The organism is Edaphosphingomonas laterariae, assembly GCF_900188165.1.
Lineage (GTDB): Bacteria > Pseudomonadota > Alphaproteobacteria > Sphingomonadales > Sphingomonadaceae > Sphingomonas_E > Sphingomonas_E laterariae.
In genome coordinates, this window is sequence record NZ_FZOS01000025.1 from 23,443 (window position 1) to 47,649 (window position 24,207).

The following is a 24,207-nucleotide window of genomic DNA, read 5'->3' on the forward strand; positions in this document are numbered from 1 at the left end:
AGGGCGGGCATCGGCGTCACTCCCCCGTCAATGCGAGGATCTTGGCGTCGAAATGTTCGGGGGCGAACAGGCTGGCGCGGGCAATCGCCCGGCGGGGATCGAAATCCGGCAGCCATGCTTCGAGCCGGGCGATACCGTCGAGCAGCGATGGCGTGTCCTGCTGGTCGAACAAGATGCCGGTCTGGTCGGGCACGATGCTGTCCAGAACGCCGCCCCGGCCAAAAGCCAGCACCGGCCGGCCGGATGCCATGGCCTCCACCGGCACGATCCCGAAATCCTCCTCGGCGGTGAAGACGAGCGCCCGGGCGCGGGCATAAGCGCGGCGCAACGCGGCGAAGTCCATCCGGTCGATGAAGCGCACATTGGGCCCGGCGCTGGCGCGAAGCCGCTTCGCCATCGGGCCGTCGCCCACCATCAGCAGCGGCAGGCCCGCCTTGCTGAATGCCTCGACCGCCAGATCCGGGCGCTTGTAGGGCACCAATTGCCCGACCCACAGATAATAATCGTCGATCTCGACCGACGGCGTGAACAGCGATGTTTCGACCGGGGGATGGATCACCTCGGCCTCCCTGCGCCAGACCTTGCGGATGCGATCATGGACGAAGGTGGAGTTGGCCGCGAAGCGATCGACCCGCGCGCTCGAGCCGATGTCCCACTGCCGGAGCCGGTGGCATAGCCACGGCATGGCGAGGCGGTTCAGCATGCCGGCATGCTCGCGATATGTGTGATACTGGTCCCACAGATATCGCATCGGCGAATGGCAGTAGCAGACGTGCAGGCTCGACGGGTCGGTGATGACCCCCTTGGCCGGTCCGGCCTCGCTGCTGATCACCAAATCATAGCCGCGCAGATCGAGCCCTTCGAGCGCCATCGGCATCAGCGGCAGATAATATTGATAGAAACGGCGCGACATCGGCAGGCGATCGATGAAGCTGGTCGTTACCCGCGCATTGCGGATGTCCGCCGACATCTTCGAGGGATCATAAACATGGGTGAACAGATCGGCGTCGGGATAGAGGCGCAGCAGCCGTTCGAGCACCCGCTCGCCCCCGCGCATCGCGACCAGCCAGTAATGGACGATCGCCACCCGGCGGCGCGATCGGGGCGGGGGCCAGGGGTGGCGTTCCTGCTGACCGGCGAGCTGCACGGTCACTGCGCCTGCACCCCGCGCTGATAATAATAGCCGACGACATCGTTGCTGCCATATTGGCGGGCGCGGCGCATATCGACGTGGCTCATCGTGATGCCGATCAGGTTGACCCGGTCGAACGGCATCTGGTCGATCGCCGCGCGCACTGCCGACATCGGGGTTTCCCGCCAGCGCACCGCCATGATGGTGGCATCCGCCCGGCCGGCCATGATCCGGGTTGCGGCCAGCGGCAGGATCGGCGGCAGATCGAGCACGACATATTCGAAGCGCCCGCGAAGTTCCTGGATCAGCCGCTCGAACTCGTTGCCCGTCAGCAGGGGTTCGGGGTCGCCGCTGGCGGCCCCCACCGGCAGGATCGACAGGTTCGACGCACCCTCTACCAGCACGTCGGACAATGTGGATCGGCCGTCGAGCAGTTCGATCAGTCCGGGGCGATCCGGGGCCAGATCCAGCAGCCGGCTGGTGCCGCGTGCCAGCCAGTCGCAGTCCACCACCACCGTCCGCGCTCCACCCATCGCCAGCACTTCGGCCAGGCAGGCGGAAATGGTGCTCTTGCCTTCCCTTGGCAGTGCCGAGGTGACGGCGATCACTTGCGGCCGCCACGCTATCGCATGTTCGATCGACGTGCGGAGCGAGCGGAAGGATTCGGTGAAGGCCGATCGCGGCTCGGCGATGATCGCGGCCACCGGCTGACGCATTTTGCTGACCGATTCCAGCAGCGGGATCGAACCAAGGAAGTGCAGCCCCAGCTTGTGCTGAACATCGTCCGACGATGTGACCCCGTTGAACAGCGATTCCGCGATGATCGCCGCCACCAGCGCAAGGCCGATGCCGATCACGACAGACAGGATCATGTTCATTGGCACATTGGGCGAACTCGGCACTGTCGGCACGACCGCCATGCTGATGATGCGGGCGTTGGGGCGGCCGAGATCCTCGTTCGCGAGCAGCTTTTTGTAGCTGTTCAGATAGGCCTCGTACAATTCCTGCGAGGCTTGCGCCTGCCGCTCGAACTCGCTCAGCCCCACCATCGCCTGATTATTGTGCGACAGCTTCTGGCGGGCGGCCGACAGGCTGCCGGTCAGCGATGCCAGCCGTTGCTGCGATACCCGCTGCCGCGCCTGCAGGTTGGAGATGACGCGGCCGATTTCGGCGTCGATCTGCCGCTCGATCTCGGTCAGCTCGCCCGATGCCCGGATCAGATCGGGATGGTTGGGGCCGTAGCGCGCGCGCAGCCGCGCAACCTCGCCGCCGACCTCGCTCTCGCGGGCGCGCAGGGCGGAGATGACGACCGAACCGAGCGCCTCGCCGACATCGTCGCCGGTGGAGCCCGAGCGCAGTTGCGCCTGCGCCGTCGTCAGCCGCGCCTGATCCTCGGCGGCTTCGGCCCGCGCGGTCGTGACCGCCTGGTTGTAGCCGGAGATTTCCTGCTCGGCGAGCGACGCGCCGGAGGTGCTCAGCATGTTGGTGGCGATGCGATAATGCTGCAGCTTTTCGGTATCGGCATGCGCCTGCGCGCGCAGATCCCTCAGCCGCACGGCGATCTGGTCGATCGTCTTTCGCTTGCGATTGCGTTCGGCCCTTTGCTCCCACCGGGTGAACTGTTCGGCATAAGCGTTGCCGACCAGCGCGGCATGGCGCGGATCGGCGGAGCTGGCGAGGATTTCGATCGTGTAGCTTTCGCCGCGACGAAAGGCCGTGACGTTGCGCTGCAACTCGTCGATCGCCGCGCGCTGCTCCGCCTCGCTGCGGCCCTTCAACAGGCCAAGATCCTGCGCGACCTGTGTCGCGAGCTGGCGGGATTCGATGATCTCCACCTGGGTGCCGATATAGCCGTCGGTCGGCGTTGGCGTCGCGGTTGCCGCCGCCACGGTTTCAAGATCGTCCTGTGGCGTTTCGACGCTGACCACCGAACTGGCGGTGTAGAGCGTCGGGCGGGTGAAGGTGATGGCCGCGCCTGCCAGCACGGCAAGCGCGACGATCGCGGCCATCAGCCGAAGCCTTCGCCGGAAGAAGGAAACCGTGCCGCTCAGGTCCAGCCGGTCGGACTGGACGAGAAGGGTGGGGGCGGCGGTGCTGACCTCGCGGCTCTGGCCGCCGGACGTGCTGACGATCTGGTTGGAGTTCATGGCCGCTATCCTCGAAAGAGCCGCGACGGCGAATGGAGCTTCACGCCCAGCCGGAAGGATGCTCCGCTGTAAGGAATGCCGTCGACGCCACTCGACCATTGCTTGCGATATCCGACGCCGGCGAAGGCGCTGGCCGCCGACATGCGATATTCAACCGTCGCCTCGCCCGTCAGCCGGCGGTCGTGGCGATCGACGCCGCGAAAATCGTCGCTCACATAGCCCGCCTGAAGCCCCAGCAGGATTCGGTTGCCAAGCGCATATTGGCCGCCGACCGCGACGCGCGTCTCGATCACGCCGGCCGCTTCGATCGTCGGGCTGCGTTCGACGCTGCGGCGGCCTTCGACCGCGACGGCGATCCGCGGATAGGGCGTCCACTTGCCCGCCACATGGAAATCGAACCCACTGAAATCCTTGGCCAGCGGATCATCGAAATTCTGGTGGACGAACCCGACCGCGGCCTCCAGTTCGAGCAGGCCGCTGACTCGCATGGTCGCCCCACCGAGCAGGGAGTAGCCCTTGGAATCGCGCGGTTGCGCGGTCTGGAGGCGGTAATCGAACTTGTCCACCGTGCCGGACACGAAGAAACCGACGCGGGATGACACGCGAAAATCGGCGCGCGCGCTGCCGGCATAATAGCCCAGATCGCGATAGGACAGGTCGATGGGCACGCCGTTCAGCGACGAATCCTCATAGTCATAATCGGCGGCCTGCGCGGTCAGCGCCACCTCCAGCCGGCCGCCGGTGCGCGCCAGGCGGAACTGGGCCTGCTTGTGGACATAGGAGATCGGCTCGTCGGTCAGTTCGTCGCCGAACGTGCCACGCCCCTCGATCCGGCGGGCGATGGAGACGGCCGGCGCGGCCGTCAGCCGGTCGCCCAGGTCGATCCGGCCGGAAAGGGCGCCGAACAGCTGGGTGCTGTTCTCACCGGTATTGTCGGCATAGCTGCGGATCTCCGCCGCCAGCCAGAGCGATGCGGCGTGGCGCGCCCAATCACTGTTGAGCGTGAGTGAGGGATCGACGACCACGACAAGATCGTCGGCCTTGTCTTCGGTGCTGTTGAAGATGTTGGTGTCATACCGGCCGTCCACGCCGATCTGGGGAAGCGCGATCAGCGTGCCCACGCGGATGCCGGTGGGGGTGGCGGGGGCCAGCAGGCTTTCGGGTGGACCCAGTTGCCATGGCTGTGCGTTGGACGTGCCAGGAATGAACAAGATGGCAGTTGCCGTAATCCACGCCGATGCGCGCCGTGGAACCCGGACCGCTTTGTCATTGCAGACGGCGGGGGGGTTCCAATCCGGTGAACAGCGGTGCAGATAGGCGGCGAGGGCCAACGGGAGCGGCCTCGCTTTCCCGGCGAGGCGCTGTGGCAACGGATTGGTGGTTTCGATGAAGGAGTTCTGGTCAAGGTCGAGTGAGGAGCGCGAGCAGGCCCGCGCGCTCGCGTCGGGCGAACGGCGCAGTTTTGGCCGTGGCTTGCTTGTCGCGCTGCCCCTCGCCGCGCTCCTGTGGCTTCTGCTGGCATGGGCGGTGGCGTAGCCGGTCACCGTCGCCCACCGGTCAACATGCGCCCCGGCCGAGCATCACGGCCGGAATGGTCGCCAGCAATATCCGCAAATCGAACCAGAAGCTCCGCGAGCGGACATAGACGACATCGGCTGCGACCCGGCGCCGGTAGCTGGTATGTTCGTCGCGGGTCACCTGCCACACCCCGGTCAGGCCCGGCCTAACCCGATAGTAGTAGTCGATCCAGCGGCCATAACGGACAATCTCGCTGCGAATGATCGGCCGGGGGCCGACCAGGCTCATGTCGCCGCGGATGACGTTGAACAGTTGCGGAAGCTCGTCGAGGCAGGTCACCCGCAGCAATGCGCCGATGGCCGTTATGCGTGGATCGCGCTGCAACTTGTGGGTGCGTTCCCACTGCTCCCTCAGTTCGGGGCAGGCGGCAAGCACGGACTGGAGGCGCTCCTCCGCGCCGATGTGCATCGACCGGAACTTGTAGCAGGCGAACGGCCGGCCGCCACGGCCGACGCGGGTGTGCGCGAATGTCACCGGCCCCCGATCCGTCAGGTAGATGACGGCCGCGAGCAGCAGCAGCACCGGCAGCAGCAGGACCAGCAACGCAACCGCCACTATGACATCGAATATGCGGCTGGCGCGCCCGCCACCCGGCCCTTCCGCGAAGGCACGGTCACCGCGATGCCTGCAGAAGTCGATAATCACCAGGTCGTCGACCGTCCGGTCAACGATACGCGGTCCGGCGCAGAGCCTCTCTCCATTCGGAGAGCTGGTAATGGCCAGCACCTGAGGGTCTGAATTCGCGGATGCCATCGAAAATCCAGTCCGGTGGAGCTACTAAACCCGCCGCCGCACCACGATGGGTGGCAAGCCGCGTGAGACGGTTAGAGTTCGCTAACGGGCCCGTCGGGGCAATCGGGCATCGGACTAGGGTCGCGCCTACCCCAAGGAGCTAGGTCGTCTGCTCGCACCCGCCACTCAATGGTAATTTTTCGCTCCCGGGTGACGGCGTATGGTCGTCCCGTACGGAATGGGACTCCCGGGGGGCCGGCCTGACTGGGCCGCCGGCGTGACCGAGCAACGGAGAGTGGACCGATGCTGCTCCAGTCTGGCGCAACCAACCCGATCGCCCGCTTATTTTCTGCGCTGCTTGGCGCGCTGATGTGCCTCGCCATAGCTGGCTGCGCGTCGTCCGACAGCAGCGTCGCCTCGGTCGCCGATGCAAACCGCATGGTCGGGCAGGAATTCCGGCTGGCTTCGGGCGATCATCTGCGGGTGACCGTGTTTGGCGAACCCACGCTCACCGCCGAATATGAGGTGGGGGTCGGCGGCACGGTCACGCTGCCGCTGATCTCCGAAGTGCCGGCGGCAGGGCAGACGCCGACGCAACTGGCCAGCGCCATTTCGACCCGGCTTGAACAAGGCGGCTTCGTGCTGGCCCCCAAGGTCGCGGTCGACGTGCTTTCGCATCGGCCGGTCTATCTGCTGGGTGAGGTCAACAAGCCGGGCGAATATCCTTATGAAGGCGGCCTTACCTTCCACCAGGCAATCGCGAAGGCGGGCGGGTTCACCCCGCGTGCCAGCCGTGGCACGATCGTTCTTCAGCGTTCGGGCTGGGCCGCCAGCCGCACCATCAAGCTGAATGGCGAGCCGCTCGTCATCCTCCCGGGCGATACCATCATCGTCAAGGAGGCGTTTTTCTGAAGCGAGACGGCCTGCACGGGGCAGCCGTCGCCGAACCGGCGGCGGACCTGCGCCCCGCGCCGCGCGACCGGCCGCCCATGCGGATCGGCGTCATCCTCGACACGCCGGTTACGCCCGAACCCTGGGCCGAGCGGTTGCTGGAGCGGATATGCAAAGTGCCCGAGCTTGCATTGTGCGTGGCGATCGAGCCCGCCGTAACGTGCCGCCGCAATCATCCACTGGCGCGCGCGTGGCATGCGCTGGAGCAGGCGGTCGCGGCGCGGCCGGAACCCGCTCATTGCCCCGCTTATGCGGCGCTGCGCGATCGGCTTCCCATCTTCGCGCTGGCGGACCGGGCGGAAATCGCCGCGCTCGGGCTCGACGTGATCCTTGATCTGTCCACGGGTGGCGGGCGTTCCTGCCCGCCGGAACTGGCGCGCCATGGCCTGTGGTTCGTCGATGCGTGGCGCGCCGATCCGGGACAGAGGGGCCTCCGGGCGCTGGTCGATCGCCAGCCGGTCATCCCGATGTGCCTGTGCGCGCATATGGCCGGTCAGGCGGAACCGGTGGTGATCGCCACCGGCACGCTCAATCCCAAGGCGGCGGCCACGCGCAGTGACCTCTTCATCCGTGAGAAGGCGGGCGTGTTGATTGTCCGCGAGTTGATGCGTGTGCAGCGAGCCGGCGCCATCCACCGTCATGATGGACCGGTGCCAGCAGAGCCTGCGCCGGTCAGCGGCGGGGATGCGCTGCATTATGCGCACCGCCTGTCTGCCCTCGCGCTCAACCGCGTTGCCGAAGGGGCGCGCGCACGGCTTCGGCTGCGCCCGGAGATGTTCTTCCTGAAAACCATCGGCGGCGATCCGCTCGGTTTCGACCCATCGGCCGCGATCGACCATCTACCGGAGGGGAACGCTTATTATGCCGATCCCTTCCTGTGGGATCGCGACGGCCAGTTGCACTGCTTCTTCGAGGTTTATGATTATGCCACCCATAGGGGGCATATCGGCGTCGGCCGCCTTGTGGATGGCCGGCTGCTTGATGTTCGCGTTGCGCTGCGCACCGATTATCATCTGTCCTTTCCCTTCCTGTTCGAAGACGGCGGGTCGCTGTTCATGATGCCGGAAAGCTGTGCTGCCCGGCGGATCGAAATCTGGCGCTGCGTCGCCTTCCCCGATCGGTGGGAACGTCAGGCGACCGCGCTGGAAGGGACGGCGGCGTCGGATTCGACGCTGACCCGGATCGACGGCCGGTGGTGGCTGTTCACCAACATCTCGACCGATCCGTTCGAGGAGATGAACAGCGAGCTCCATTTGTTCATGGCCAGCGGCCCGGGGCTCGAAACGCTCGTCCCTCATCCGCTGAATCCCGTCGTGTTCGATTCCCGCACGGCGCGAAACGGTGGCCGGATCTTCGAGCGGCACGGCATCCGCTATCGGCCGTCGCAGGATAATTCGCACGGCACCTACGGCCACGGCCTGAACCTGATGCGGATCGATCGCCTCACGCCGGACGACTATGCGGAAACGCTGGTGCGGCGGATCGAGCCGGATTTCGAACCGGGCATCACCGGCTGCCATCATCTCGACGTGCGATCCGGCACGATCGTCATCGATGTCCGCAAGCGGCATGGCGGATGGCCCGGTAAGGGGCCGCGATCACGGAGACCGAGGCGATGAAGGCGCGGTTGATCCATCCGGGCGAACTCGATGCCGGCCTCATCGCGCGCTGGAATGTCCTGCGCGCATCGAACCCGGTCTATCGCAGCCCCTTTTACGCGGCGAGCTTCACCCGCGCGGTCGGCCTTGCGCGTGACGATGCGCGCGTCGCGGTGATCGAGGATGCTGGCGAGGTCGTCGGCTTCCTACCCTTCCATCGAACCCGCAGCGATGTCGGCAAGCCGATTGGCGGGCACATCAACGATTATCATGGGCCGATCCTTCAGGCGGGGCGGGCCTTTTCGTCAAAACTGCTTCTGCAGGCGGCGAAGATCGCGGCGTATGACTTCAATCACTTGCCGGTGTCGATCGGCGTGACGGGGGAGGGGGCATGGGCCTTCTCCAATTCGCCGCAGATGGATCTTGGGGACGGATACGATGCGTATAATGGCCGCAAGGCGTCGCCATCCTGGACCAAGGCCCAGGCCCAGATGCGACGGCGATGGCGCAAGACGGAAGCGGAGCTCGGGCCGATCCGCTTCACCACCCACGATCCATGCGACAACGCCTTTGCCCAACATTGGGCGATGCGGCGCGCGCTCCATGCCCGGCTCCGTGTCCGTCCCGATTTCAGCTATGGATGGATACGCACCGTGCTGGAGTGGATACGGGCGACCGATGAGCCCGATCTGGCCGGGGTGTTCAGCACCATGCATGCCGGCGACAGGCTGGTCGCCGCGCATTTCGGCATGCGTTCCGCCGGCGTGTGGCACTGGTGGTATCCGTCTTACGATCTCGAAGCGCACAACCTTTCGCCCGGCATCAACCTGATCGACCAGTGCGCGCGCGCGGCGCAGGGGGAGGGCATTGCCACCTTCGATTTCGGGCGTGGTGACAATCATTACAAGGAACTGTTCGCGAACCAGGCGGTCACCCTGTGCGAGGGTTCAATGACGCGCGCCGGCAGTCTTGCTGCCGGCGTGCGACACGCGTCGCAGGCGCTGGTTTCGCTGGCCGGAAAGCTGCCGCTGGGCCGCATGGAAAGCTATCCCCAGCGGGCCGTGGCACGCCTGATCTCGGGCGTTGCGCTCCCCAGCCGGCCCTGATCCGGGTGGCGCTGCTACTCCCTTAGTAGGCCTCCCTAAGCGCCCTTCGTGCCCGCCGCCCGGTCTGCCTATCATGGCGATGCGAACCGGGGGAGCGCCAGCGGCTGCGATGCTCGAATGATCGAACGCATTGTCATTCTCACCGACCAGAGCCACCCGCAGGGTGGTGCTTCGCTGCTCGCAGTGGAATCCGCGCTCGCCTTCCGGCGCCGGGGCTATGCGGTGACGATGGTCTGTGGCGACGATGGCGACGGCCCCGGCGCGGCAGTGGGCGTGGAGAGCGTGGCGCTCGGCCACAGGCGATTGCTCGACAGCCCGCTGACCAACAGCGTGCGCGGCCTCTACAACCGCGCGACGGTGCGCCGCACGGCGGAATGGATCCGCGCGAATGACACGCCGCGCACGATCTATCACCTCCACGGCTGGTTGCAGATCCTGTCGCCGTCGGTCTTCGCCGCGCTGGCGCCGGTGCGCGATCGGGTGCTGATGACCGCGCACGACTTCTCGCTCGCCTGCCCCAATATCTCGATCTACGATTATGTCGCCGATACGCCGTGCCCGCGAACGCCGATGAGCGGCGCTTGCCTTGCCGCACGCTGCGATCGCCGCAGCCATGCCCACAAGATCTGGCGATCGGCCCGGCACATGCTGCAGTGGCGGCTTATCGGTGCGGGCCAGGCGCCGGTCCAGCTTCTCATCAACGGCGGTATGCGCCCGTCGCTGCGCGCCGTGGGCGTGAATGACGATCGCATGGTGACGCTGGCCAACCCGGTTGTGCCCTATACGCCCGATCGCATCGCAGCGGAGGCCAATCATAACGTGCTCTACGTCGGCCGGATGGAAACGACCAAGGGGATCGAACTGGCGGCCGAAGCGTGCCGCCGCGCGGGTGTGCGGCTGACCGCCATTGGCGGGGGCGAGCGGCTGGCGCCGCTGAAGGCCGGCTATCCTGAAATGAACTTCGTTGGCTGGCTGCCGCATGAGGACATCGCACCTTATGCACGGGCGTCGCGCATGCTGGTGATGCCCAGCCTCGCCACCGAACCGTTCGGGCTTTCGGCGGTGGAGGCGTTGTGGAGCGGCCTGCCGGTCATCGCGTCGAAAACCTCTTTCCTGGCCGGCGATATCGAAACCGCCGGCGCGGGCCTGGCCGTCGATCCGCGCGCGATCGACGCCTTCGCCGCCGCGATTAGGGCGATTGCGGATGATCCCGCGCGAACGCAGGCGATGAGCGTCGCGGCCTATCGCGACACCCGCCATCTCGGCCTGCCGTTCGATCGTTGGATCGATGGCTTGCTGGCCGCCTATTCCGGGCTTCTCGCCGGGGGGCCGGGGGCGGTGGCGGCTGCGGTGGAAGCCGTGACGGCGGATACGGCGCCGGATGCCGGCCCCGTGCTCGCCAGTGTCGGAGCATCATGATGCGTATCCATGTCGTGATCCCGTCGGTTGGCCGCGCCGCGATCCTCGCCAAGGCGGTGGATCGCCTTGCCGATCAGACGCGCCCGCCCGACGGGGTGGTCGTGGTCGTCACCGGCAGCGACGACATTGCCGGGATGGAGCAATCGCGGCTGCGGCCGGAAATCCTGTTCTCGCGCCGGGGCTCGTGCGTTCAGCGCAATGTCGCCCTCGATCATCTGGCGGACGGCGCCGATGTGGCGGTGCTGCTCGACGACGATTTCGTGCCCGCGCGGGATTATCTGGAACAGGTGGAACGCTGGATGAGCGCCGATCCCGCGATTGCCGGCATCGGCGGCACGCTCGTCGCCGATGGCATCCTTGGCGATCCGATCCCGTTCGAGGATGCCGTGGCGCGGCTCGATCGCGGCGAACGCCCGGTATGCGGCATCTGGGAACGCGAATCCCTCTATGGCTGCAACATGGCGATCAGCATGGCCGCCGCCATTGGCCTGCGCTTTGACGAACGGTTGCCGCTTTATGGCTGGCAGGAGGATATCGATTTCACCAGCCAGCTTGCCCGTCGCGGCCGGCTGGTCAGCGGGCCGCAGGTGGCGGGCATCCATCTTGGCGTGCGCAGCGCCCGATCGCCCGGGCGCCAGCTCGGTTATTCGCAGGTCGCGAACATCGTCTATCTGTGCGGCAAGGGCACGATGCCGTTGCAGCACGGCCGCCGGATGCTCACCCGCAATCTCGCCGCCAACCTCGTGCGGAGCCTTTGGCCGGAGGCGCATATCGACCGGCGCGGCCGTCTGGCGGGCAACCTGCTCGCCGTGGCCGATCTGATGCGCGGCAGGCTCGATCCGCAGCGGGCGGAACAGCTATGACGCAGCCTCTGCCACTCTATTTCAACGGCAAATTCTACAGCGGTGGCATCCACTGCGGTGTCCACCGCGTTGCCGATCGGCTGATCCGCGAATGCGATGCGCTGCTGGCCGCCATGCCGGATCGGGATCGCCCGAAGGCGGTGCTGCTGGCGCCCGAGGATGCCGATTGGGTGCCGCCGCTGGAAATCATCGAGCGGCGCAACCAGCCCCGCACCAGCCAGCTGTGGGAACAGTTCATCCTGCCGACGAAGGCGGCCGATGGCGTGCTGATCAACCTCGCCAACCTTGCCCCGGTCGCGCATCGGCGCAAGGTGATGATGGTGCATGACGCGCAGTTCCGCTTCCCCGATTGCGGCTATTCGTTGCGCCTGCGCCTCGGTTATCGCTGGCTCGTCCCGGCGATGGCGCGTTCCAGCCGCGCCGTCCTCACGGTGTCGGAATATTCGCGGCGGATGCTCCACCTGTTCGGCATCGCTGATGAGGAGCATACGCGGGTGGTGCCCAATGGCGGCGATCACATCCTCTCGGTAACGGCAAGCCCGGCCCTGCGCACCCGGCTCGGGCTGGAAGATCGTTCCTATGTGCTGCTGTTCGGTCCCACCAATCCGCACAAGAATATCCAGGTCGTGCTCAAGGCCTTTGCCGACGGCGCGATGGACCCGACCCGGCTGGTAATCGTCGGGCCGGAGCTGGAGCAGTTGAAGGCGGCTGGCCTGCCGGTTCCCGAAGGCGCGGTGCATGCGGGCCGGCCCACCGACGGCGAACTGCGCGGGTTGATGGCCGGCGCATTGGCGCTCGCTTTTCCATCACGAACCGAAGGCTTCGGGTTGCCGCTGGTCGAAGCGATGCTGAGCGGCTGCCCGGTGGTCGCCAGCCCCGCCGGCGCCATTCCCGAAGTATGTGGCGATGCCGCGCTCTATGCCGGCGTCGACGATCCGGCCGGCTGGCGGGACGCGTTTCGGACGCTGCGGTCCGATCCCTGGCTGCGCGAATGCAAGATCGTCAAGGGCCGCCAGAGGGCCAGCCGCTTCACCTGGCGTGCAGCGGGCGAGCAGTTGATGGATGTCGTCATGGAGGTCGCGGGGCAGCGATGACACGCAGGACGATCGCGATTGCGACCACCACCGACCATGGCTACTTCCCGGCGGCCTGCTGCCAGCTCAAATCGGTCGCGGAGCATCTGCCGCCCGATGTCGACGCCCGGCTCCATCTCGTCTGCTGCGATGTCAGCATGGATGATATCGACGCGGGGGAGCGTTTCTTCCGGCAGCTCGACGTTCCGGTCGCGATCATCGTGCCCGAATTCGTCGAACGCATGGCCCAGCCGATCAACCGCCGCTGGCCCCGCGCGGCCTATCTGCGGCTCTATTTCGACCAGCTGTTCGGGGCGGAGTTCGATCGCCTCGTCTATTTCGATGCCGATACCCGCATCCGTGCTCCGCTCGATCGCTTGTTCGGCACCGATCTCAAGGGCATGCCAGTCGGCGCGGTCCATGATTTCATCTATTATCTGACGGGCAATATCCGCCGGCGCCGCCGCGAACTGTTCCTGTCGGGCGATGCGCCTTATCTGCAATCGGGCGTGATGGTGTTCGACTGGCCGGCCACGCTTGCCGATGGCGCGCTGGCGCGGGCGCGCCGGTTCCTTGCCGATCATCCCGATCGCTGCCAGGAAGCGCCCGATCAGGATGCGCTGAACCACGCCTTCGAAGGCCGCTGGACGCCGCTCGATCCGCGCTGGAACCTGCACGAAACCTATCTGAATTTCGGCGGCGTCCTGCCGCCCTTCCTCGAACATTACACCTCCACCAAGCCCTGGTCGAAGCGGCGGCCGCCACGGTGGCGCGATGCCGCCAGCTGGTATCAGGATGAGTTGCAGGACACGATCTGGTCCGGCTTCGTCGCCAGCCAGACATCGCTGGATCGGGTGCGCGCGCGGCTCGATTTCCTCAAATTCCGGTTCAAGCCCAAGATCCGCGATACCATCGCCGCTTATGCGCCCGTTCTGCTCGACGCGATCGACGTGCCGCGCCGGCGGTCCGACGACAAGGAACTGCCCTGGGCGCCCCGAAACCGCCGCGATGTGGAGGATATGGTGCGGGCGCTGGTGGCCGAGGCGGCTGGCGAGCGCGATCCCATCCGCCCGCCGGAATCGGTGCTGCAGGGATATGCGTCCGGCCGGTTGATCGGCCTTAGCTGACGGCCTTGCCGGTGGACAGCGCGGGCGCGGGAAGCCCGTCGCGGCGGCCGCTGGCCAGATCGCGCGCCAGCCACCAGGCGACCTTCGGCTGCTTCAGGACGCGCTTGATTGCGTAGGGCACCCACGCATGGCCATAAGCGATGTAGATGCGCGTCGCGACGCCGGCCTGGCGGGCCTCGGCCACGGCGGCATCCATGGGGTAGCCGTAAAGCAGTTCCTGCACATGGGGCGTGCCGGTGGCGGCCAGCCGGGCGAAGCAGTCGCGCGCCAGAAGCGGGTTGTGGGTCGCGACCGAAACCTCACGGCTATGGCCGGCAAGCGCCTCCATCACCGCGCGATAACCCGCACCCGGATCGATATCGGGCGCGCCGGGATCGGGCCATTCGCCTTTGACGATCCGCACCCGCAACCCCTTGCCGGCCGCCCATCGCGCCATATCGACGGACTTGCGCCAGCGGCCGGGGATGGCGATCCCCAGATCATCGCTGCCGACGGCCTCGATCGCGGCGATGACATCGTCTGCCTGTTCGGGCGCGTGGGAATCGAGATCGACCGGGATATTGCGGTCGCGGGCAGCGGCGATCACGCGCTGCACAAGATCCGCGCGGTTGCCGAGGCCGGGGATCTTGACCGACAGATGAGCCGAGAGGCGCCCGCCATCCAGCCGATCGATCAGCCGCAGATATTCGGCCGCCACCTGTTCGGCCGGCGCCGCCTGATCGTGCCAGTAGCATAATGTGGTCGCATAGCCGCGCGCGTGGGCCATGCGGGCGACGGCCAGTGCCTCGTCGATCGTCTCGCCAGCGGCGTAGGACCGGGCGGCGGCCTTCAGCAATGGCCGGACCAGCCCCTTCACGCGCCTTGCTTCCCGCTTCCGGCGATCCACCGGCGCACCCGCCGCTGGCCGATGACGGCCGCGTCGCGGGTGAAGGCGGCAAGGCCAACAGCATTGCGCGGGTAATAGTTCATCCGCACCCGTGGCCGTTCCGTTTGGGCCCAGAAGCCGGTCCATGCGGCTGCCTTGCCAAGAAATTCGAAGCCCTGAAGTCCGCTTTCGGCCGCGCGGGCGATGCTTTCCAGCATCAGCAACTGCCCCGGCGAACAATGAGCGAATTGCTCGTCATAGCCGATCTTGAACAGCCAATAGCGGCCATCGCATTCGGCCGCGATCTGCATGGCCGCGATGGCCGGTCCGATCGTCAGGAAATTGATCCGCAAGATGCCATCGGCGGCGGCGAGTTCGGCATAGCGGCGGAAGAAGCGGCGCTGGACCGGATCATAAGCAAGCGCCGTGCCTGCACGCGCCTTCCAGCCCTTCTCCTCGACCGCGATCGCCTTGTCGAGCAGCGCGCCCGCCTCGGCAGGCGACGGCCGGTGGAAATGGAAGCTGACCGGCCCGGCGGCTTCGGCGCGTGCCCGCATCCGGCGGAAGTCCGATCTGCGGCGCGAACTGAACCGCGCCAGCCCGTCGCACCAACTGGGATCGAGATCGATGAAAGGTGATCCGGCGGTCGGCAGGCTGATGACGATGCCGGTGGCTTTTGCCTTCGCCGCGAACGCATGGGCGAACGGCGTCTCTGCCGGTGGGTGGCCAAGGCGGACCGGCAGGCCTTCTGCCAGCACCGCGTCGGCCAGCGCGGCGGCCGCGGCGTCATCCTCGTAGACGGGCTCGATCGGCTCGGCCAGTTCCTCGGCCCCGGCGAGTACGAGCGTCGGGATGGCGCGCGTCCGCACGAAGGGGCCGATGCCGCCGCGCGTCATCAAGATATGCGGCCGGGCCGTCGGGTAGATGGTGTCGAGACAGGCCTGGCTCCAGATGAAATGATGCATCGGCGTGCGCAGGGGCGGCTTCAGCCCGTCCCAGTGCAACCGGGCCGGCATGCCCTCCGCGGGTGCCGCCTGGGGCGGCCATCCCGCCTCGACTTGCGCAATCGTCGTCATCGGTTCCGCCATCAGAGGTCCCGGTGGGCAGCCTAGGGGTGTTGCGCCTGCCGGCGAAGGACACATTGGAGGGGTCCCCCCCAAGGAGTAGTCAGGTCGATGCGGGCCGCCGCGCGATCAGCATCCGGGCGAGCTTCAGCAGCTCGGTTTCCGTGCCGGGCCGCCGGCCGGTGGCCAGCCAAAGCAGCAGGAGCGACACCGCATAGGCGCCGCCCCCCGCTGCGATCAGCAGGAACAGCCCCGCCAGCGTTTCGTGCAAGCCCGGCGGGATCAGGCGCTCCACCGCCAGCACCGCGACCACCATGGCGGTGGTCGACGCGAAAATCCGCCAATAGCTTGCAAGCTGCTCGATTATGCCGGCGCCCGCCAGTTGGCGCACCAGTACCAGCGCGACGCAGACGTCGATCGCGGCCACCACCACGCGGGCCCAGACCACGCCATGCAGCCCCCACAGCATCAGGCCGGCGGCAACGCAGGGAATGCGGACGCCCAGGCTGATCGCGTCGCGCACGAAAAGCATGCGGGTCTGGCCGACGGCCGTCGCCAGCGGGCCGGTGCCGATCGTCAGGCTCAGGATGGCGTAACAACCGGCGATCACCTCGACCAGCGGCACGATCATCAGCCATTTTTCACCCAGCGCGATGCGCACGATCGGCTCCGCCACCAGCACGAACCCGATCGCGCAGGGCAAGGCGATCATCGCGATCGAGCTTTGCGCGATCAGATAGGCCTTGCGCAGCCGATCGGGATCGGTGCGAACATTGGCGAGCCCGGGAAACAGCGCCTGCGCCAACGGGGCGGTCGCTTCGCGGGTCGGCAGCATCGCCAGATTGTCCGCCATCGAATAAGCGCCCAGGTCGCTCTTCGACAGAACCATGCCGGCCAGCAGCTGATCGAGCCGCCAGTTGAGCGCCCGGCAGGTCTGGCTGAGGAACAGCCAGGTCGAGAAACCCAGGATGTCGCCCGTCTTGCCCAGGCTGAAGCGGGGGCGATAGGGCAGGATGGCATAGCCAAGCGCGGTTGCCGCCACGGTTCCGATCGCGCTGCCGGCCACGATCGCCCAATAATTGTGGAGCCAGATGGCGAGGCCGATCGACGCCACGAGGCTTGCGACCTTGGCGGTGATCTGGATGGTCGTAAGCGGGCCGAAGCGCAGCCACCGCGTTTCCAGCGCCAGGCGTGGATTGGGCAGGCTGCCGATCGCGCTGCTGATGCCGACGACAAGGAACACAGCCGCCAGCCGCTGATCGCCATAGGCATGGGCCAATGGCCAGGCCGCCAGCGCGAAGCCGCCGGCGATCAGCAGCGATCGGAACAGCGCGAGCGTCCAGGCGGTGTCGATATGGTCGGTGGTGATTTCCTGCCGCTGGATAAGGGCCGATTCCATCGACACCTCGGTCATGGTGACGATGAGCTGGACGAGCGCGATGGCGATAGCCGCGACGCCGAAATCCTCCGGTGTCAGGAACCAGGCAAGGACGATCAGGCTCAGCAGGCCGGCGGCGTTGACGATCATCCGCGTAACCGCCAGCGCGGCCGCGCCGCGGGCCACGCCAAGTTTCACGTTCACCGGCTGCTGCTGCACAAGGCTGACCATCTTCGCCCCGCGCCGGCGCGGCAAGCTGCTCCGGCAGCTTACTCCTTTGGGGGAGGGGTCAGCCGAGCTCGATCAGCAGCGGTTCGTCGGCGAGGAGCAGGCGGATCGGCTGCCCGGCACGCATGTCCTGTACCGTCCCGGCGACGGGGCGATGGACCCGTGCCATTTGCACCTGCCGGCCGAAATCGGCCGTGATCGGCACGGCAGCCGCGGCGATGGGCCAGTTCGCGGCGGCATCCCAGATATCCGGTTCGTTCCAGATCGCGATCATATGCTGGCCGCTGGCCTTCTGGAGCGGCAGGACATGGGCGGTGGGGGGCAGGCCGGCGATCCGGTAATCCAGCGGCGCGATCGGGAAGGTTGTGGCGTCGCGATGGCGATCGTCGAGGATGCGCACCAGATTGCGAACGGCCATCGCCGCCGGCTTCGGCCGGAATGCGAAATCGAACAGCCCGAAATGCTTTTCCTGATCGGACAGGCCCGGATCGGCATAGCTATCCAGCAACTGATAGGGGAAGACGAGCCGCGCGCCGAGCTTGGCGGCCGCCAGGTAGAAATTGACCATCAGCCGGGCGTGCACCGCGTTGCTGACACCTTCCCAGCCGCCGACCTGGGCAGCGGACACCAGCGTATGATAGCCGCCCTCGGTGATCGCGAAATCGCGTCCGGGATCGATGCGATCCTGCCCCTGCTTGTCACGCAGCATGGTGAAGAAAGGCTGGCGGCCTTCGGGCGGATAGAAGTGCAGCGTGTTCCAGTCGGCCTTGGCCGAGCTTGGCGGCCAGTTCGTGTAGGCGAGCACGGGAATATGGGCCAGCTTCGGATCCGCCCTGACGAGCCGGAACATCTCCTCCTGATAGGCCTGCGCCGCCGCCACGCCGGTCAGGCCCCTGTAGTGGATGGGGAAGTTGTTCACCTCATTGGGCCCTTCGATCGCCTGGATTGATCCTGGGCTGCGGTCGACAAATCCGCGCAGCCGCGCGACGAGCGCGGCCGGGTCATGGCCTGTCGAAACGAAGGTGAAGCGGATTCCCGCCGCCGCCGCATCATGGAGGTGGCTTTGCCCCACCGGGTCCGATGCCGGATCGGGCGCATGATCGCGCACGCGCGACAGGCCAAGGTAATGCAGCGCTTCGATCACCTTGCGGACATCGGCATATTGGCTGTCGGTATAGTCGATATGCGTGGCCACGCCGAAGCTGTTGACGACGTCGGCTGCCCGTCGCGTGATGTCCTTGTCGGGTTCCGTCGCGCGTGGCTTGCCGCCCACGCCAACCGCGCCGAACATGCCCGCTGCGACCAGCGATGTCGCAAAGGCCCGGCGGCCCATTGGCAGGGCGCCGCCCTCAGCCATGCGATCGTGCGCCGGTGGCCGGTGGCATGGGCGCCATCTCAAGCAGGACGAGAAGCGTGCTGCGCCACAGGCTGAGATCATTGTCGGTCATCAGCCAGATCCGCGTTCGGCCATCGCCTGCGGGTTCGGCCGCCATCGCCTCGATATTGTCATACCGCCCAATCGGCAGTTGGGCCAAAAGCTCTGTCTCGAACCCATCGCCATGACGGACGAGCCGGACAAGGCGGTTCTCGAACCCGCGCAGGCGGACGATCCGGGCGAGCAGGAGCAGTGATCCATCAGGCAGGGCTGCGGCCTCCGACACGGCGCCAAAGCCGTTGCTCACCGGAAACGTGATGCGGCGGTGGCCGGCCAGAGCGATCGCCGACTGGCCGGCTTCAGGCAGCAGCAGCAGCCCGTTCGCCATGGGCGCCAATGCCTCGATCCCATAGTTGAAGGCGAGCGCCGGATCATGCACCTCGATCCGGGCGAGCGGGTGGTGGATCGTGCGGTCGTAAAGCCATAATTGGTCGCGGTTCTCGAATGCCACCCACCAGCCGCGGCCGAGCGGATCGGCAGCAATCGCTTCGGAATCGCGATCTTCCTTGATCCTTGGCGAACCGGGGCCGCCGGGCAGATCCCACAGGGTGGCATCGGTGGATTTGGCTCCGGGCCGGGGCAGCCGGATCACGACGCCCGTGTCGGCCAGCGCCAGCAGGCTTGCGCCGTCGAGTGCCAGTGCCGAAATTCCACCGAAGCGGGGCTCATCCGCCTCCACCTTCCACGCGCCGGCCAGTTTCAGCGGACCGGCGGCGAGGGGCGGCAGCGCGATGGCGCGATAGCGGACCGGTACCGTCGCTTTGGCCCGTGGCTGCCGATGGGGGGAATCGAACAATCGGGAGTGAACAGTCAGCGCCTGGGTGACGACAGCTTCCTTGGCCGCCGGCACCGTGAGCATCAGCCCGAGCAGGAGAATGCCGCTTGCCATCGCGCCAAGCACGAGCGTCCCCGCCACGCGCAGTCCACCATGAGTCGGTAGCAATTGCGGCAATCAAGCCTCCTGCACCGGATCCGGCATGTTCTGATGGAGGGTCGGGCAGCCGCAGCCGATAGTCAACGCCGGCTGCGGAGCGTGATCAGCGGCATCGGCCGGCAGCCTCTCCCGCACGCGCGGAGCGGCTGCGGACGGTCGCCCGTGAAGGGGTGGTCGGAACACCGATCTTCACTGCGCCGCCCGCTGCGAAGTCGCAGCCGCCGGTGGTCAGATGCCCATGCCCAAGCCGATCGCGGCGGTTGAGCGTTGCGGGGTGATCACCCCCCGGCTCAGCACGCTGGCCTGGCTGGGCATGGTGATGCGTTCCCACTCGGCGGATGCCGGGCCATCCTCTTCCGCATCGGGGCCGGCAAGTCCGCGCGAACTTGCCCAGATTGCCGCCTGGGTGCGGTTGTGGACGTTGAGCTTGCGGAGGATGGCCTTCACATGGACCTTGACGGTGGCTTCGCACACGCCCAGCCGGCGGCCGATCATCTTGTTGGAATGGCCGGCCAGCAGGCAGCACAATACGTCGAGCTCACGCGGCGAAAGCCTCGCATCCTCAAGATCATGTTCGGCGACGGGCGCGCCGGCGGGGCGATCGAGCAATTCGAGCAGCCCGGCGGGCACGATCCGTTCGCCGGTTGCGGCGAGGCGCAGCGCGGCGATCAGCGGCACGCACTTCATCGATTTGGTGATGTAGCCATGCACGCCGCAGCGGAACAACTGGGCCGCCGTCTTGCGATCGAAGCATTCGGCGAGGACGATCACCCGGGCCGAAGGGGCCAGCGCGAGCATCTTGTCGAGCGCGGCGACCTGATGTTCGGGCTCTGGATAGTCGATCAACGCAAGAAAGGGCGCGTCTGGATCGAGGTCTTTGATGTCGCGGACATCTTGAAAGGATCCGATAATATCGAACCCCTCGGACCGAAGAATGTGCGATAGACCTTCACGAGAAATGTCGTTCGATCCGATGAGGCACAAGTGGTGGCCCATACCTGTTCTCCCAGCCGATTTTACTAATATCCCCTTTGGTTCGCGTAGCGGCCACCCGGCTGTTTTCACACTCGGCTAAACTTCTCCTCGCCAGCCGAATTCACTCGGCAGGTCGGTGGAGAAGGGGGAGCGAGGCTGATTGTTATTATACGCTTAACGTTCGCGATTAATCAAGATGGGTGGGGAGTCACGATCTGTCTCTCTTTAGGATTCTATAGGTTTTTTCAGGTGTGTGTGCCTTTTGGTATAGTACAGATGGCCATAAAATTGGTTCTATCGTGTGATGTTAGGACGATTCCGCGATTTGAAACTCTCGGCGTAACTAGGTTTCGGGTCGCGCGCATTCGCAGGCGCTTTGCGTGCTGGCGTTGGTGATGGTGTCTCATACTGTCATGGTTATAGGGGCGCCGTTCTGTGTCGCTGATATTCGTGTCAGTTGATGCGTAAGACATTGGGTTCGCTTGTGTCGGTGGCTTCACTGTCGCTCCGTGGCAGGACTGATTTTGTGCATCGCGAAGTGCGCAGGCTTAAAATTCGCCGGCTGACTTCCAGGCGATGCAAAAAATATTGATCGAAAATTGTTTCGCTTGTGATCGTCATGGCAGGGGATGGGTGTCATCATCCTGTTATAAACGGATTTATGGTGTAGGTAGTGGCGCCGACTTCTTTGGAATCTCGCCCGGCCGAATGGAAGCGCGCACCCGCGCGCGCCTGGCCCGCGACTCGCGGCAGTGCATCAGGATGGCCGCTCGATCAGCGATCATGCCGCCTGACCGATGCGGCTCAATGATGCGGCACTGCCATCTAGCCTATTCGGGGGAGGGGCTGGCCTGGCCGTTGCCGCGAGTGGCGGCGGTCCGCGCCCATTGGTGATGCGGACCGCCCAACCCGTCACTCGGCCTTGTCGTAAGCGAACTGGATGCCGGCCGTGCCGCCGGTTTCGATGAACAGGTTCATGAAGGCGGGAACGGTCTCGCTGCGCTTCCAGTCGCGCTGCAATTCGCAGAAGAGCTGGGGCACGGAGATCATCTTGCCGCCGGCCTGCTCGATGCGCCGCAGCGCGGCATCGTGCGCGGCGAGCGAGGTGCCGCCAACGGCGTCGACCGGGACATAGACTTCATAGCCGGCCTCCAGCGCGTCGAGCGCGGGGAAGGTCAGGCAGGCTTCGGTCCACAGCGCGGTCATGATCAGCTTCTTGCGGCCGGTTGCCTCCACGGCCTTGCGAAACTCCACATCCTCCCAGCTGTTGATGCTGGTTCGATCATAGGTCGGATAATCGGCCAGCACCTTGCGCACCTGCGGCACCGGCGGCTTGTTGAGCCCCGTTTCGACATTCACCGTCGAATGGATGATCGGCAGGCCGTAAGCGACCGCGGCCCTGGCGCAGCCGACGATGTTGTTGATCAGCAATTGCCGGTCCATCGAGGCGATCGAGTTCACCTGCACGGGTTGATAATCGATGATGACGAAGGCGGAATTCTGCGGCGTCAGCAGATGATCGGCCTTGGGATCGCGGATGGCTTCGCTGGTCATGGTTCGCTCCTTTCGCTTGCGCCCTCTGTGGGGGTGGGGATCGGCCGGGCGCCTGCCGTCCCCGAAACAGACCCGGCACCTCCGAAGGGGGAGGGGCGGGTCGAAAGGTCAGGCGGCCTGCGCGAACTTGCCGCTGTTGAAGTCGTCGATCGCCTGGCGGATCTCCGCCTCGCTGTTCATCACGAACGGGCCATGGCCGACCACGGGCTCGTCGATCGGCTCGCCGGTCAGGACGAGCAGCGTGGTATCGCCATCGGCGCGCACGCGAGCCCCTTCGCCCTTGCGGTCGAGCAGCAGCATCTCGGCCTCGCCGACCTGATGCTCGCCCTCCACCGTCAGGTGCCCGCCGAGCACGACCAGCATCGCGGTGTGGCCTTCCGGCAGCGGCAGCGTCAGTTCCGCATCGCGGCTCATCCGCATGTCCCAGACGTTGACCGGCGTGAAGGTCCGTGCCGGCCCCCTGGCTCCGCCGAACGCGCCCGCGATCACGCGTGCCACGCCCGCGCCATTGGGCAGGTCGACCACCGGAATGTCGGCGCTGACGATCCCCTGATAACCACCCGGGGCCATCTTGTCCTTGGCCGGCAGGTTGACCCACAGCTGCACCATGCGGAACGGCCCGCCGGTCTTGGCGAAGGCCGGCGAATGATATTCCTCGTGCAGGATGCCGCCGGCGGCCGTCATCCACTGCACGTCGCCCGGCCCGATCACGCCGCCATTGCCGGTGGAGTCCTTGTGTTCGACTTCACCGTCATAGACGATCGTCACGGTTTCGAAGCCGCGATGCGGATGCTGGCCGACGCCGCGCCGATCGGTCGTGGGCGCGAAATAATGCGGCCCCGCATAATCGAGCAGCAGGAACGGGCTGATATGCTGGCCCAGAGAATTGTAGGAAAAGAGCGAGCGGACCGGGAAGCCATCGCCCACCCAATGGCCATGATTGTTGCCGTAGCGGCCAAGAACAGCCTTGCTCATCGTTCGTCTCCTTGCGGGGCCTGAAATGCCTGCCCCGGCCTTGAGATGAAGATGCCCCTGCAACGCTGCGGCCGAAAGATTGCCAATGCGGACGCAGCGTCCTACTGGTAGGACGATGCAGGACCTGAACGACCTCTATTATTTCGTCCAAGTCGTTGATCATCGCGGCTTCGCACCCGCGGCCCGGGCGATCGGGCAGCCGAAGTCAAAGCTCAGCCGCCGCATCCTCGCGCTTGAAGACCGGCTCGGCGTTCGCCTGCTCAACCGATCGTCGCGCCGTTTCTCGGTCACCGAGGTCGGCCAGGAATTCTACCGCCACTGCGTCGCCATGCTGGTCGAGGCGCAGGCGGCCGAACAGGTGATCGCGGAATTGCGCGCCGAACCGCGCGGGGTGATCCGCATGGCGTGCCCGGCCGGGCTGCTCCAGTTCCAGTTCAGCGATCTGATCGCGCGCTTCCTGAAGGCGAACCCGGCGGTGGAGGTGCATCTCAAGAGTCTCAACCGCCCGGTCGATCTGATCGCCGAGGGCTTCGATCTGGCGATCCGCGTCCGCTTCCCGCCGCTCGACGATACCGGGCTGGTGATGCGCAAGCTGGACGACAGCCGGCAATGCCTGGTGGCGAGCCCCGATCTGGTGTCGGGCGCCCTGGCATCGCCTGCCGACCTTCATGGCCTGCCCAGCCTCGATCTCGGGCCGGTTCGCGCGGACTATCATTGGGATCTGGAAAGCGCGGGCGGCCAGCGGGCCAGCGTTCCACACATGCCGCGCCTCGTTACCGACGACATGACCGTCCTGCGGGCCGCCGCATTGGCGGGCCTTGGCGTGGTGCAACTGCCGACTTTGCTGATCTGGCCGGACGTTAAGGCGGGGCGGCTCGTGCAGCTTCTGCCCGGATGGCAGCCGCCCGCCGGCATCGTCCATGCGGTGTTCCCGTCGCGCCGGGGGCTGCTGCCTTCGGTCCGCGCCCTGCTGGATTTCTTTGCGCAGGAATGCGCCACCCAGCGCAATATCGCGGATGATGCGCTGCAGCCCTGAACGGCGGCGGCCTCAAACGGCAGGCGGCGTGCGCCGC

21 protein-coding genes are annotated in these 24,207 nt (G+C 66.2%); 9 read left to right on the plus strand and 12 right to left on the minus strand.

Annotated features, from left to right (window positions below):
• Positions 1-16: 16 nt before the first annotated feature.
• The 3 genes from CHB74_RS16745 to CHB74_RS16755 all read right to left on the minus strand — a co-directional run bounded on the left by CHB74_RS16745 (position 17) and on the right by CHB74_RS16755 (position 4,490).
• Entirely contained in the window at positions 17-1,057 is a 1,041-nt protein-coding gene (locus CHB74_RS16745; protein WP_089220773.1) for a glycosyltransferase, read from the minus strand.
• Between the two features lie 92 nt (positions 1,058-1,149).
• A complete protein-coding gene (locus CHB74_RS16750; RefSeq protein WP_179220884.1) occupies positions 1,150-3,279 on the minus strand; it encodes a GumC family protein in 2,130 nt (709 codons plus the stop codon).
• A gap of 5 nt (positions 3,280-3,284) precedes the next feature.
• A complete protein-coding gene (locus CHB74_RS16755; protein ID WP_179220885.1) occupies positions 3,285-4,490 on the minus strand; it encodes an outer membrane beta-barrel protein in 1,206 nt (401 codons plus the stop codon).
• Between the two features lie 166 nt (positions 4,491-4,656).
• Here CHB74_RS16755 and CHB74_RS22075 point away from each other — a divergent pair, with 166 nt between their 5' ends.
• Positions 4,657-4,815 (plus strand): hypothetical protein, encoded by a 159-nt coding sequence (locus tag CHB74_RS22075; protein ID WP_218821453.1) that lies wholly within the window; start codon positions 4,657-4,659, stop codon positions 4,813-4,815.
• Between the two features lie 21 nt (positions 4,816-4,836).
• On the opposite strand, the gene CHB74_RS16760 is transcribed toward CHB74_RS22075, so the two are convergent.
• Positions 4,837-5,583 (minus strand): sugar transferase, encoded by a 747-nt coding sequence (locus CHB74_RS16760; RefSeq protein ID WP_245842988.1) that lies wholly within the window; start codon positions 5,581-5,583, stop codon positions 4,837-4,839.
• Positions 5,584-5,892: 309 nt separating this feature from the next.
• Between CHB74_RS16760 and CHB74_RS16765 the strand changes: the two genes are divergently transcribed.
• The 7 genes from CHB74_RS16765 (at position 5,893) to CHB74_RS16795 (ending at position 13,726) form a co-directional block, all read left to right on the plus strand.
• The gene (locus CHB74_RS16765) at positions 5,893-6,501 is read left to right on the plus strand and encodes a polysaccharide biosynthesis/export family protein (RefSeq protein WP_089220750.1); all 609 of its coding nucleotides are present in this window, start codon (positions 5,893-5,895) and stop codon (positions 6,499-6,501) included.
• A gap of 77 nt (positions 6,502-6,578) precedes the next feature.
• Positions 6,579-8,159 carry a glucosamine inositolphosphorylceramide transferase family protein gene (locus CHB74_RS16770; protein WP_089220751.1) on the plus strand — a complete coding sequence of 527 codons (1,581 nt, stop codon included), beginning with the start codon at positions 6,579-6,581 and terminating at the stop codon, positions 8,157-8,159.
• On the plus strand, positions 8,156-9,244 hold the full coding sequence (locus CHB74_RS16775; protein ID WP_089220752.1) for a GNAT family N-acetyltransferase: 1,089 nt from the start codon (positions 8,156-8,158) through the stop codon (positions 9,242-9,244). Before CHB74_RS16770 ends, CHB74_RS16775 begins: the two co-directional genes overlap by 4 nt.
• Before the next feature lie 117 nt (positions 9,245-9,361).
• A complete protein-coding gene (locus CHB74_RS16780; protein WP_089220753.1) occupies positions 9,362-10,663 on the plus strand; it encodes a glycosyltransferase family 4 protein in 1,302 nt (433 codons plus the stop codon).
• Positions 10,663-11,526, plus strand: coding sequence for a glycosyltransferase family 2 protein (locus CHB74_RS16785; RefSeq protein WP_089220754.1), 864 nt, complete (start codon positions 10,663-10,665; stop codon positions 11,524-11,526). Before CHB74_RS16780 ends, CHB74_RS16785 begins: the two co-directional genes overlap by 1 nt.
• On the plus strand, positions 11,523-12,620 hold the full coding sequence (locus tag CHB74_RS16790; protein ID WP_089220755.1) for a glycosyltransferase family 4 protein: 1,098 nt from the start codon (positions 11,523-11,525) through the stop codon (positions 12,618-12,620). Before CHB74_RS16785 ends, CHB74_RS16790 begins: the two co-directional genes overlap by 4 nt.
• Positions 12,617-13,726: a glycosyltransferase family 8 protein gene (locus CHB74_RS16795; protein WP_089220756.1), complete on the plus strand. Its 1,110-nt coding sequence runs from the start codon at positions 12,617-12,619 to the stop codon at positions 13,724-13,726. Before CHB74_RS16790 ends, CHB74_RS16795 begins: the two co-directional genes overlap by 4 nt.
• Here the strand turns inward: CHB74_RS16795 and CHB74_RS16800 are convergent.
• From CHB74_RS16800 to CHB74_RS16835, 8 genes are all read right to left on the minus strand, one after another.
• A complete protein-coding gene (locus CHB74_RS16800; protein ID WP_089220757.1) occupies positions 13,719-14,582 on the minus strand; it encodes a hypothetical protein in 864 nt (287 codons plus the stop codon). The genes CHB74_RS16795 and CHB74_RS16800 overlap by 8 nt on opposite strands.
• The gene (locus CHB74_RS16805; protein WP_089220758.1) at positions 14,579-15,667 is read right to left on the minus strand and encodes a GNAT family N-acetyltransferase; all 1,089 of its coding nucleotides are present in this window, start codon (positions 15,665-15,667) and stop codon (positions 14,579-14,581) included. Before CHB74_RS16805 ends, CHB74_RS16800 begins: the two co-directional genes overlap by 4 nt.
• 91 nt (positions 15,668-15,758) lie before the next feature.
• Complete coding sequence (locus CHB74_RS16810; protein ID WP_089220759.1) at positions 15,759-17,264, minus strand: lipopolysaccharide biosynthesis protein; 1,506 nt, start codon at positions 17,262-17,264, stop codon at positions 15,759-15,761.
• A gap of 58 nt (positions 17,265-17,322) precedes the next feature.
• Positions 17,323-18,618 carry a hypothetical protein gene (locus CHB74_RS16815; RefSeq protein WP_144033833.1) on the minus strand — a complete coding sequence of 432 codons (1,296 nt, stop codon included), beginning with the start codon at positions 18,616-18,618 and terminating at the stop codon, positions 17,323-17,325.
• The gene (locus CHB74_RS16820; RefSeq protein WP_089220761.1) at positions 18,611-19,612 is read right to left on the minus strand and encodes an esterase-like activity of phytase family protein; all 1,002 of its coding nucleotides are present in this window, start codon (positions 19,610-19,612) and stop codon (positions 18,611-18,613) included. Before CHB74_RS16820 ends, CHB74_RS16815 begins: the two co-directional genes overlap by 8 nt.
• A gap of 246 nt (positions 19,613-19,858) precedes the next feature.
• On the minus strand, positions 19,859-20,476 hold the full coding sequence (locus CHB74_RS16825) for a LuxR C-terminal-related transcriptional regulator (protein WP_245842989.1): 618 nt from the start codon (positions 20,474-20,476) through the stop codon (positions 19,859-19,861).
• A gap of 1,041 nt (positions 20,477-21,517) precedes the next feature.
• On the minus strand, positions 21,518-22,159 hold the full coding sequence (locus CHB74_RS16830; protein ID WP_089220763.1) for a hydrolase: 642 nt from the start codon (positions 22,157-22,159) through the stop codon (positions 21,518-21,520).
• Positions 22,160-22,267: 108 nt separating this feature from the next.
• Entirely contained in the window at positions 22,268-23,134 is an 867-nt protein-coding gene (locus CHB74_RS16835) for a pirin family protein (RefSeq protein WP_089220764.1), read from the minus strand.
• A 115-nt stretch (positions 23,135-23,249) separates the two neighbouring features.
• Between CHB74_RS16835 and CHB74_RS16840 the strand changes: the two genes are divergently transcribed.
• Complete coding sequence (locus CHB74_RS16840) at positions 23,250-24,170, plus strand: LysR substrate-binding domain-containing protein (protein WP_089220765.1); 921 nt, start codon at positions 23,250-23,252, stop codon at positions 24,168-24,170.
• The last annotated feature ends 37 nt before the right edge of the window (positions 24,171-24,207 follow it).